Source organism: Oceanobacillus sp. FSL W7-1281 (assembly GCF_037969835.1).
In the GTDB taxonomy this organism is placed as follows: domain Bacteria; phylum Bacillota; class Bacilli; order Bacillales; family Amphibacillaceae; genus Oceanobacillus; species Oceanobacillus oncorhynchi.
Genome location: NZ_CP150214.1, coordinates 1,216,227 through 1,225,603, shown reverse-complemented (window position 1 = coordinate 1,225,603; position 9,377 = coordinate 1,216,227). Strand labels below are relative to the sequence as shown.

The window sequence follows — 9,377 nt, the reverse complement described above, 5'->3', positions numbered from 1 at the left end:
CCATCCAAGTGAAATCACCAGTTCGTTCCATTTTCGCATTTAGTTTTTCAACCCACATTTCACCGAATCCTCTTTCATATCTAACAATTACAAAATTCTAAGCTAATTCAACGGATATTGTGGAATCAATTGGAGAACTGAATAATATTGTTCCATCTTTGTCATAAAAGATATACACATCATCTCTAACCTCAATAGAGTTCACTTCAATAACCTTTCGTTCTGTCATCCAATCACCATTTGCCACTGCAATTAAATAATTCATCATGATTCTCTCCTTTCAACCTCTTCCCAAAATGCTTCTCTGTCCATGTATGCTGCAGTAGAGCATCGGCAATTTGGGTGCATTGGGTACATATTTGTACCGATCTCCATAGCGGACTTTTTGAATATCTCACCATCTAATGCTTTGCAAATAGGACAGGCATCAGGCTCACTAATAAATTCGTACTGTTCAAAATTAGCTTGGTCAAGGCTATCTTTAAATACATCACTTTGTACCCTGGCCACTTCTGTCCGCATCAATCGTTCTGAATTACTGATACTGGAATCAATGGACTTCCTAAGTTCTCTGGCAAGTTCCCTTGGATTCAATCCTTGAACAATTCCGCGGTTCAATTGCCTTTCAACTTCCAATCGTAGTGCATCTTGATTGCTCCACAATCGTTCTGACCAAGTAGCATTCTGAAAAGAGGAATTGACAATCGTATCAATTTTCTTAGCGTTTGCTGTGACAGTCTCACCTAAGATTCCTGACTGCCTTTCATACTCTGCTCTTGCTCCCTCGGTCAATGACTCATCTAGTATTCTTTCCTCATCACTAGCCATAGCGATGATCTCTAATCGAATGTCATGTTTCAACATTTCCAAGCGATTGATACGCATTGTAGCGTTGTAAAGACGCATTTCCTCATTGGCTGTTACTGTGAAATTTCTTTCCTTCACATATCGTTTTGCTTTCTCGGCGTAACGTTCAACATCAGCCTTTCTGACACGTTTTCTAGCATCAGACATAGAAATACCTTCCTTACCAGCGTATCTGGCGTAGAAGGCTTGTATTAGTAACTCTATTTCCTCTAGTGCAGCATCCTGATTGGCACGGATCCGTTTGGCTATCTCAGCATCATTTTTGATTTGGTTGCGTATGTGCCTTTCTTCACGCCGTCTCCAGTATGAATTATTCGCCATCTTCGTTCACTTCTTCTTGCTGCTCTTGTGAATTTTCATGCTGATGCTCTTCAAAATCATATTGAGGCTGATTGATAGGGCGCTGTTTTTCTTCTTCCTCAAGCTGTTCTATTTCTTCATCTGCATTTTCGATAAAAGACAGCTGGCTAATCATAGTTTTCTGAGAAAGTTGACCACCGGCATCAGTGAACCATTTCATTTCAGATTCGATATTCTTCGGTAAATTTTCTGTAAAGGTAATATTTAATTTGGATACATCAATTTCACCTTCACTAGCTGTCTGCATCATGTTACTTATCAAACGGTAACGTTCACGCAAAGCACGCTTGAAACGTCGCTCTTTGGCTGCTCTCTTTTGCTCCATGAGAAATAGCTTGTACTTCATTACTTCTCCACTCATATTGCCGGCAAAGTTTTCATCACTTAGGTTCGGCGTGGCGGTAAACAAATGAATATCGTTAGCTATGCGTGTTTTATATGATTCGGATCCTTGTACATCATACTGTTTGTAAATGTAATCAGCGTTGGCAGTCGATTCTCTACCATCTGCGTTTGGCTCTGTTTTAAGGAAAATGATATTATTCTTTTTCATTTCTTTTGCGTCTTCTACATCCAAGTCCAAATTCCCAATGATTTTTAGCATTGCATCGTTTAAATCCTGCGAGTAGTTAGCTAAGTCAGATTGAGCTCCATCATACATATCGATGAGTGCCAGCACGTCCTCAAAGTCTCCCTGCCTAAACTTATTATTCTCGTACTCAATGATTGGCACTCCCTGAAAATTATTGACCTCTCGTTGTCTCTCTTCTTCCGTCTGAGGCTCAACGATTTGTAGCTTACTGCTATTCTCATAACCTAATTTGAGATTTTTTTCATCAGTATAGAGTAATATCGTCTCTTCATCTGAATACTTACTCTTAAAGTAACGAACACCAGCAATTGGTTTACGTTCCACTGTTTCATCATAGATTACAAAAGTATTCAATACATCAACATGCGTGAAGTGATATTCATCATCGGTACCGCGATAGAGTAATTCATAGGCTCGGCCATAAATAGATTGGTCAAGTACCAATTCACTGTTATGTTCGTCAGCATCATTGATACGGTTCATATCTCTGATACGCTCTGATACATCTTCATCATCATGTATTGTTTTAAGAGGGATACCGACCATATATCCTTGAATGAATGTACTAACGTATCTCGCAAAATTATGCACTGCTCTGTTGTCAGCAAGGTGTTCTTCTCTACGCCGATTGTCTTTCAAAATTGTTTCATTGTTGCCCTTAAAATAGTTTTGCAACGTTTGGAGCCTTGGACGCTGCACTTTTTTATGCTGCTCTATCATCTGTTGTAAGTGTTCCATATTATCAAGTAATTTCTCTGCACTCTCATAAGTGAAATGTTCGTTTGCTTCATCAGGGAAACGTTGTTTTGATTTATTTGCCATGTCATCCCTCCTTTACAATCCAAGCGACTGAATCGCTTTGTAAGTTTGCTTGTGGTCTTTCAAATCAACAACTTCATAATCATCCAACCCATACCAAATAGCACTGAATGTATGTGGGTCAATGTTGAATTCGTCATATATCGTATTGCCTTGCTTGTCTTTCTTGTAAGTAAGGCTCTTTAATTCTCTGATGGTGTTCTTACACTTATCAGAGCAAATGATTTTATGGAACCTTTTAACCTTCTTGGTATTTTGAAGTCTTGAACCTTTTGGTTTGTATGCTCCAGTAATGTTCAAGCCCTTCTTTTTCAAGTAGTAAATGGTTTTAGGCTCTGCGGAATCACCCTTGATTCTTTCCTTTGTTTTAGCAAACTCTTTTAAATCATCAAATATCTCTGGATCATCTTTATGGTTGGAATAATATTCCCAATAGATGTATAGAATTTTCTCTTTATCATCTATGGCCATTCTTAACAAAGCATTGTGCGAGTCTTCAAAACCAAAGTCCATACCAGCTTTATATATCGGTTTTCTTATAGCATTTATTTGCTTCATAACCTCGTCATGTGACATGCTTTGAAACTTAGGTAATACTTTAGTTCCGGACACACCAAAACGACCTTCACGTGCTACTCTGTAAAGGTCTAGATCATAAACTTTTGTATTTTCAAGTTCTTGCACATAGGATTCAGGCAAGAATAAATTATCATCAGCTGTAGAGTGATGGTAATAAGTATCTCCAACAACAATCGTGCGCTCTTTATATAAATCTTCATCATCCAGGAACAACACTTCATCACTTTGGCCTTTGTTCTTGATAAAGAAATGTGAATAAGTCCAGTTACCTTCATCCACCGGGTTAGTAGATAAAATCATATGCAATGGTAATGTCGGATGCCTCAAGCGACCGATTAATTCTTTAAACCCTGCATACTTAATTTCTGAACACTCTTCCAACCATATAAGTGATACGTTGTTTATTGATTTCAATTTGGTTGGTTTATCCATCCCTTTGAATATTATCTTGCTGCCATTCGGAAAGCGTATTTGCATTGGAGAAACAACCATTTTTATTTTATCGGCTAACTCCATTTCTTCAATGATTTCTTCAAACAAAGAGAAGCATGATTCCCTGATAGTTTCATAGACTTCACGAACAACCAATGCTGTCCTTTTTTCTTCCACTAGCTTCAAGATGATTTTTAGTGCAACATGATAACTTTTGCTAGAACCGTATCCACCAACCAACAATTGAAACTTTTGATTCCAATCAAATAAAAAATCCTCGAAATGAGGATTAACTTCTTTTTCCACTTGTTCAAAAGGTGCTGCACTCATGATGTATCACCTTTTCGCTTAATCATGATTTGAATTGGTTGGTTACTTCCATCATCACTGGATAGCTTTTCCGTTTCAGCCTTAGCTTTATCGATTGTTACTTCCATCTTCTCGATTTCAAGAAGTCGGATATCATCTTCATAAGCCATGTCTCTGAATTGCTTAAGCATATTCCTCAACTCTGCCATTGAACGACTGAGCGATTGCATGAAGGTAGCCTGTTTATTCCACGCCTGTTCTATTTCATATTCTTTCTCGATTGGAATTTGCGTATGGCCTTCTCTTGTCTCGGTGTTCTCAACCTTTAGCTTTTTAAGTGTCTCGGTTCGATCGTTTATATCCTCGACATACATAATCTGCTGTGCACGAACAATTGAAGCAAATTGCATTTTAATGTTCATCCACAATATATCTGCAGGTCCCATGGTTTCAATGTCATTCATTATTTCCATTGTTTCTTGCGGTAAATATTTAGCAAAGAGACCATGCTTTTTGGAGTTCGTATTCTTTTTTAATTTAGCTGGTGGAGCGCCAGTTGATTTACCACCATGCATCCGGCAACGGCCATTAGGCATCGCTTTGTTTTTACACGGTTCACCACTTCTTGTTTTTGCTCCACACAAATTGTTTGCATGGGGTTCGTTTTGCATATCACATATTCACCGCCTCCATTTGTAATAAAATTGTTTTTAGGCATAAGAAAAAGCACTCTATGTATTAGAGCGCTTATGTTAATTCTTGTTTAATTACTTGTCATCTTTCAATATTCTTTTCGTATTTTTATACTTTTCTCTCAATTCGTCTATTGAGATAACTATATTTACTTTTTGAAGTAATTTTCTTGTTATATTCCACGCATCTTGTGGAAAACCATCCATATACTCAACAAAAGACATATTCATAACTTTATTTGCAGTAAAATCAAGACCACTCCCATTATTAATACCATATAAACTCTTTGTTTTTTCACCAATACCTAAATCAATTCCTGCAAAAATAGGATCTCTTTCTTTCTCATCTAATTGGATTTGAATTGCAATATCATATACACGCTCATCTATTTGAATCCAAGAGTGGTCAAACACCCCAAAACTTGCTTTAACTTCACCAATGCAAAGCTCACATTCTATCTCCTGCTCTTTCAATAATACATAAAATATACCAGATATTAAATGACATGCTCCATAAATTGGATTCTCTTTTAAATAATTGGATACAATAAAAAAAGTATTATATATTTCATTTTGATGAGAACCTACCTCGATTTTGGAAGCTTCAGTTCTCCAAGTTGGCACCGCCTTCACCTTATTTAAACAGCATTTTTTGAATTTTTTTCCACTTCCACAATAGCAAGGATCGTTTCTTTTTATATTTTTTATCACCTTATCCCCCTCCTCCTGCTTATAATACAACAAAAAGAGAGATTTTTCCTACCCACTACATAATATTTATAGTGCTTAATCAGTAGTCCATTTCTTTTATTAAATTTTCTTGTTTTATTTGAAGTTGGATAAGTATATCCTTATAATTCATCTCGATATTATAAACGAGTTCATTGTTCTTCTTCCTTACTTCTTTTTCTATCTTATGTTTATCAGCAAAACGATTGTAAAAGTATTCTTTGTTTGTTCTTTCAGGCTCATCGTATTTTTCATAAAAATCTAATAAACTGATTTGTAATTCATTAAGCTCAAATTCCAACAAATTCATCTTTTCTCTAGTGTCCAAAAAAATTTTATAACTCTCGGAATCCACAAGTATTAGATAATCTCTAATACAATTCATTATGTCGACAGTGTATTTTTTATATGTTTCATTTGTATATAACTTAGTATCTTTATTAAGGTCTAAAACAGTAAGATCTTTTCCCTCTTCCAGTCTTCTAACGACTTGCTCTATTTTGTTTACTGCTTTATCCATATTCAATATTTTTTTAGGGAGTTCCTCTTTTGCTTTTTGCTTTTCATTGTTTTCAATTGTGAGTTTCACACCAAATAATGTTATAAGACCACCTAAAATTGCGCCAACAAAAGCTATCAATCCAGTTACTATTTCTTTATTAAAATTAAACATAAAATACATTAAAAAAAACATAAGAAATATCATGTTAATTCCAATTATACCTAATACAATAATCTCTACTTTCAACCTTTTGTCTGCCAAACTATCAACGCCTTTGTTTTTATCTTTATAGTACTATATTTTCAGGCGTTGATAAAACTTTAATTAATATATATAAAGACCGTAAGGTCTTAAAAGAACACACTCTATACTAAGCTAGTGCTCTATCTACAAAATAACCCTCTCACTAATATGTTCATTTTCGTACGACAAGCGTACGACACGCAATTTCAGCTTTGCCCTTTCCATATATTTCTGAACAGTGCTTTTCCCAACATTCAATTCAGCTGATATTTGAGCATAAGAACGCGAATAAACAGTGTGCAGAATAAAGCATTGACGCTCTCTTGGGGATAATTCAGCCAACACACGAATGACACGTTGTTTTTCTGATTCACTCAATTCACGTTCTTCCGGGAAAATATCTAATGATGGGAAAATATCCATATCAGCCATGGCATTTCTTTGATAAACGGAACTTTTTTCGATGCCGCGCAAACTTTCCGGATCGCGACCGGTTTCCAACCATTCCATCGATTCGGACATATCACGAATCATGCTATTTACTTGTGTTTTATCAGACTGATTTCTTTCAATAGCATCTTGCGTTTCAACATCCATTTCACGCCAATTCTTATCACCGATTAACTCTAAATTTTGATTATGCAACCGGTCTTTATGGTGGTTCAAGTCTGCTCTACCTTCCTCATATTGCATAAGTAATTCATCCGCCCAATTCTCAATCTGTTCGCTTGTCATCATCATTACCGACTCCCCTCAAATAAATAAAAAAGGACAGACTGGATTCCCTCAAATCCAAATCTGTCCTCAGTTTTTCTGATAGACTGCTTGTTATTTAATTAAAGATATCTATAACATTTTTGATTAAAGCTATTACTCCATAAATGCTTGCTGATAACCATCCGACAAGTGCCACGCCGTTTAATTTAAATTCATACATATCCTCATAAAATAGTTTCTTTAAACGTTTTATTTTCATTCCTCCTATTTCACCGTATAACGTATTTCCTCGTTACAAATCTTTCCGTCATTCCAGTTGATAATCTGTTTCCCAAAACCACTGTCTGGCTTCGGATATTCCTTAAGCTTACCGCCTTTAACTACTAAAACCTTGTCCTCAGATAAATTGATTTCTACTTTGCTTGTTTCTTTCATGCTGTACCCCCTACAAAATAACTGTCACAGTAAATGCTGCAATTGATAACATGCAGACAAAAGCCATATTCTGCTGATTATCATTTCTGTTTACTTGTGGCGAAAACATAACCACGAATGATATAAATATGATGAAAATTAATACTAACTGGAATAATATAGTCACTTCACCGCCTCCAATCGGTAAACCTCAACCTCTGTTCGTTCATCTTCCTTGTTGCACTTAATAATACTCGACTCCATGTGCTTAACCTGCCTGTCATCGTTATATACAACCTTGTTGAGAGCGTCCGTAACTCCTTTGAATAGGTTATCTATATCAGCCCTATTGCCATGCGCATAGTGTGTTAATTTGACGCCTACATCCCCATCAATCGGCTGTGTTTTCATGCTTGCTTTAGCTATCCAGGCCACTTGCTTTTTGTACTGGAGATAGCGCTTAGCATACTTATTGGCATACATGCTTTTTTGTGTCATCCGAACTGCTGGTACGGCCTTCCCGGGAATAACGAATTTAATCACTTAACCACCTCTTTTACATAAACAGCCTCATACCAGCTAAAATTGTGCTGCATAGGTCTAACACAGATAAACCCCTCATCTTCCTTGTTCCGGCACATTTCCAGACATTTGAATTTATCAACATGTTTAACAATGCTAATAGCTCTCATTGGCAAGTCCATACCTTACGGATATATTTGTCCATTCCAGCGTGTATAATGTCGCTCATTGCAAGTCCTCCTCTTTAACAAATACGCCGTTTACCATTTTTCCTTTTCTGTCCGCAATCTCCACATAAGCTTGCTCGATGCAATCCTCAATTCTTAAATCTAACTGCATTGACAAAATTGTAAGGACTACATAAACATCACCTATAGAATCGATTATCTTATAATCATCTCCTTTGGCTAAACCTTGCGCCAATTCTCCTACTTCCTCCATCAACTTAAGCATTTGCTTTTCTGGTTCAGCGACCTCTAGCCCTTTATCCAATGCCCATACTGCAATTAATCCTGTTAAATCGTCTAAATTCATTCCTTCTCCCCCTATCTAAAAATCACATAATCATAATCACGAACCTTGCTGTGATACGTTTTGACAATAATCAATACATCGTCATCGTGCGTTTTCTTGGTGGTTTATTTGACATAAATTTTCTTCATTTTGCTCCCACCTTCCTACGTTCACAGCAACAATCGGATCGCCGAATTTCGCATTTTCCATTCGCTTTCTATAACTTTCAGTTGCATACCATTGCACTGTTTCCGGTTTGACACCTAATCTTGCAGCACATTCCTCTGCTGTTCCCGTAAACTGAAATTCATCACCGATATAAATGGCGTACTCTGTTACTTTCTGCAGTTTATATCCTTTTGGTCTTCCTCTTGCCATCAGAACCAACTCGCTTGTGGCTGTTCAACAACCTTGCTTCTCAATCTCTCATCCCGTTCAGCCGCCGTCTCTTTAACCATCACATCAGGATGCAACCTTTCCCAATCCCACACAAACATCTGACCGTTAACTTTAACTAGACCACCTTCTCCAATTGATTCCACAGTAGCTTCAATCCCGTTTGAATCAATAATTGTCATCCCAACTTCTAATCGCCCGTATTTTTTTAGTGGTATCATTCCGATTCTCCTCTCAACGCTTCCTCCATCACGATTCACTTCCATTCAAACGTATTGTCCTATATTTGATTAATCCTATATATTTTGGCAAAACTAACTAACACAGCATCATATATCTATCGTTAAAGGAGTGACATTTTGGTAATTCTATTAACTGGATCCATTATTTGCCCGATTCTTATGCTTTATCTAAAGAATAGAAGCAAGAAATTTCAAATAGCTTTTAACGCCATTGCTGCAATATCAGCAGTTATTTTCGGTATTATTGCAGCAGTATCCATTCGGCAAGTTTTAATTGATGACACTGTATTCATGACTGCAATTCATAGCGTTTTTCTTAATCCATTTTTCCTAATAACTGGTGCTTACATTGGGTTATTCACTATTTACAGATTATTGATTTTGACATTAGATGAAAGATAGTAATTTATCTTTCCCCTAATTTGATTAATCCCTCGAACATTTATGAA

General features: G+C 36.6%; 15 protein-coding genes. 1 reads left to right on the top strand and 14 read right to left on the bottom strand.

Annotation, left to right across the window (positions count from 1 at the left end):
- Window positions 1–97 precede the first annotated feature (97 nt).
- The 14 genes from MKX55_RS06260 to MKX55_RS06195 all read right to left on the bottom strand — a co-directional run bounded on the left by MKX55_RS06260 (window position 98) and on the right by MKX55_RS06195 (window position 8,907).
- Window positions 98–268, bottom strand: coding sequence for a hypothetical protein (locus tag MKX55_RS06260; RefSeq protein WP_339236886.1), 171 nt, complete (start codon window positions 266–268; stop codon window positions 98–100).
- Window positions 265–1,188, bottom strand: a complete 924-nt coding sequence (locus tag MKX55_RS06255) for a minor capsid protein (protein WP_339236884.1) — start codon at window positions 1,186–1,188, stop codon at window positions 265–267. The genes MKX55_RS06260 and MKX55_RS06255 overlap by 4 nt, the downstream gene beginning before the upstream one ends.
- The gene (locus tag MKX55_RS06250; protein WP_339236882.1) at window positions 1,178–2,641 is read right to left on the bottom strand and encodes a phage portal protein; all 1,464 of its coding nucleotides are present in this window, start codon (window positions 2,639–2,641) and stop codon (window positions 1,178–1,180) included. Before MKX55_RS06250 ends, MKX55_RS06255 begins: the two co-directional genes overlap by 11 nt.
- Window positions 2,642–2,653: 12 nt before the next feature.
- Window positions 2,654–3,979 (bottom strand): PBSX family phage terminase large subunit, encoded by a 1,326-nt coding sequence (locus tag MKX55_RS06245; RefSeq protein WP_339236880.1) that lies wholly within the window; start codon window positions 3,977–3,979, stop codon window positions 2,654–2,656.
- Window positions 3,976–4,629 carry a phage terminase small subunit gene (gene terS, locus MKX55_RS06240; RefSeq protein ID WP_339236878.1) on the bottom strand — a complete coding sequence of 218 codons (654 nt, stop codon included), beginning with the start codon at window positions 4,627–4,629 and terminating at the stop codon, window positions 3,976–3,978. The genes MKX55_RS06245 and terS overlap by 4 nt, the downstream gene beginning before the upstream one ends.
- A gap of 96 nt (window positions 4,630–4,725) precedes the next feature.
- The gene (locus tag MKX55_RS06235; RefSeq protein WP_339236876.1) at window positions 4,726–5,361 is read right to left on the bottom strand and encodes an SEC-C metal-binding domain-containing protein; all 636 of its coding nucleotides are present in this window, start codon (window positions 5,359–5,361) and stop codon (window positions 4,726–4,728) included.
- A 79-nt stretch (window positions 5,362–5,440) separates the two neighbouring features.
- Window positions 5,441–6,142 carry a hypothetical protein gene (locus tag MKX55_RS06230; RefSeq protein WP_339236873.1) on the bottom strand — a complete coding sequence of 234 codons (702 nt, stop codon included), beginning with the start codon at window positions 6,140–6,142 and terminating at the stop codon, window positions 5,441–5,443.
- Window positions 6,143–6,268: 126 nt separating this feature from the next.
- Complete coding sequence (locus MKX55_RS06225; RefSeq protein ID WP_339236871.1) at window positions 6,269–6,865, bottom strand: sigma-70 family RNA polymerase sigma factor; 597 nt, start codon at window positions 6,863–6,865, stop codon at window positions 6,269–6,271.
- 91 nt (window positions 6,866–6,956) lie between these two features.
- Window positions 6,957–7,100, bottom strand: a complete 144-nt coding sequence (locus MKX55_RS06220) for a hypothetical protein (RefSeq protein ID WP_157037110.1) — start codon at window positions 7,098–7,100, stop codon at window positions 6,957–6,959.
- A 5-nt stretch (window positions 7,101–7,105) separates the two neighbouring features.
- Complete coding sequence (locus MKX55_RS06215; RefSeq protein ID WP_339236867.1) at window positions 7,106–7,276, bottom strand: DUF3954 domain-containing protein; 171 nt, start codon at window positions 7,274–7,276, stop codon at window positions 7,106–7,108.
- Between the two features lie 162 nt (window positions 7,277–7,438).
- Window positions 7,439–7,798 carry a RusA family crossover junction endodeoxyribonuclease gene (locus MKX55_RS06210; protein ID WP_339236865.1) on the bottom strand — a complete coding sequence of 120 codons (360 nt, stop codon included), beginning with the start codon at window positions 7,796–7,798 and terminating at the stop codon, window positions 7,439–7,441.
- Between the two features lie 204 nt (window positions 7,799–8,002).
- Window positions 8,003–8,311, bottom strand: a complete 309-nt coding sequence (locus MKX55_RS06205) for a MazG-like family protein (RefSeq protein WP_339183280.1) — start codon at window positions 8,309–8,311, stop codon at window positions 8,003–8,005.
- 81 nt (window positions 8,312–8,392) lie between these two features.
- Window positions 8,393–8,668, bottom strand: a complete 276-nt coding sequence (locus MKX55_RS06200; RefSeq protein ID WP_339236863.1) for a hypothetical protein — start codon at window positions 8,666–8,668, stop codon at window positions 8,393–8,395.
- Window positions 8,668–8,907 (bottom strand): hypothetical protein, encoded by a 240-nt coding sequence (locus MKX55_RS06195; protein WP_339236860.1) that lies wholly within the window; start codon window positions 8,905–8,907, stop codon window positions 8,668–8,670. The genes MKX55_RS06200 and MKX55_RS06195 overlap by 1 nt, the downstream gene beginning before the upstream one ends.
- A gap of 138 nt (window positions 8,908–9,045) precedes the next feature.
- On the opposite strand from MKX55_RS06195, the gene MKX55_RS06190 reads away from it, so the two are divergent.
- Window positions 9,046–9,330 carry a transposase gene (locus tag MKX55_RS06190; protein ID WP_339236857.1) on the top strand — a complete coding sequence of 95 codons (285 nt, stop codon included), beginning with the start codon at window positions 9,046–9,048 and terminating at the stop codon, window positions 9,328–9,330.
- Window positions 9,331–9,377: the final 47 nt, after the last annotated feature.

Coding starts and splice junctions, on each gene's coding strand:
- MKX55_RS06195 (WP_339236860.1), bottom strand. CDS start 8,907: ATGATACCACTAAAAAAATACGGGCGATTAGAAGTTGGGATGACAATT.
- MKX55_RS06245 (WP_339236880.1), bottom strand. CDS start 3,979: ATGAGTGCAGCACCTTTTGAACAAGTGGAAAAAGAAGTTAATCCTCAT.
- MKX55_RS06250 (WP_339236882.1), bottom strand. CDS start 2,641: ATGGCAAATAAATCAAAACAACGTTTCCCTGATGAAGCAAACGAACAT.
- MKX55_RS06200 (WP_339236863.1), bottom strand. CDS start 8,668: ATGGCAAGAGGAAGACCAAAAGGATATAAACTGCAGAAAGTAACAGAG.
- MKX55_RS06255 (WP_339236884.1), bottom strand. CDS start 1,188: ATGGCGAATAATTCATACTGGAGACGGCGTGAAGAAAGGCACATACGC.
- MKX55_RS06220 (WP_157037110.1), bottom strand. CDS start 7,100: ATGAAAATAAAACGTTTAAAGAAACTATTTTATGAGGATATGTATGAA.
- MKX55_RS06225 (WP_339236871.1), bottom strand. CDS start 6,865: ATGATGATGACAAGCGAACAGATTGAGAATTGGGCGGATGAATTACTT.
- terS (WP_339236878.1), bottom strand. CDS start 4,629: ATGCAAAACGAACCCCATGCAAACAATTTGTGTGGAGCAAAAACAAGA.
- MKX55_RS06260 (WP_339236886.1), bottom strand. CDS start 268: ATGATGAATTATTTAATTGCAGTGGCAAATGGTGATTGGATGACAGAA.
- MKX55_RS06205 (WP_339183280.1), bottom strand. CDS start 8,311: ATGAATTTAGACGATTTAACAGGATTAATTGCAGTATGGGCATTGGAT.
- MKX55_RS06215 (WP_339236867.1), bottom strand. CDS start 7,276: ATGAAAGAAACAAGCAAAGTAGAAATCAATTTATCTGAGGACAAGGTT.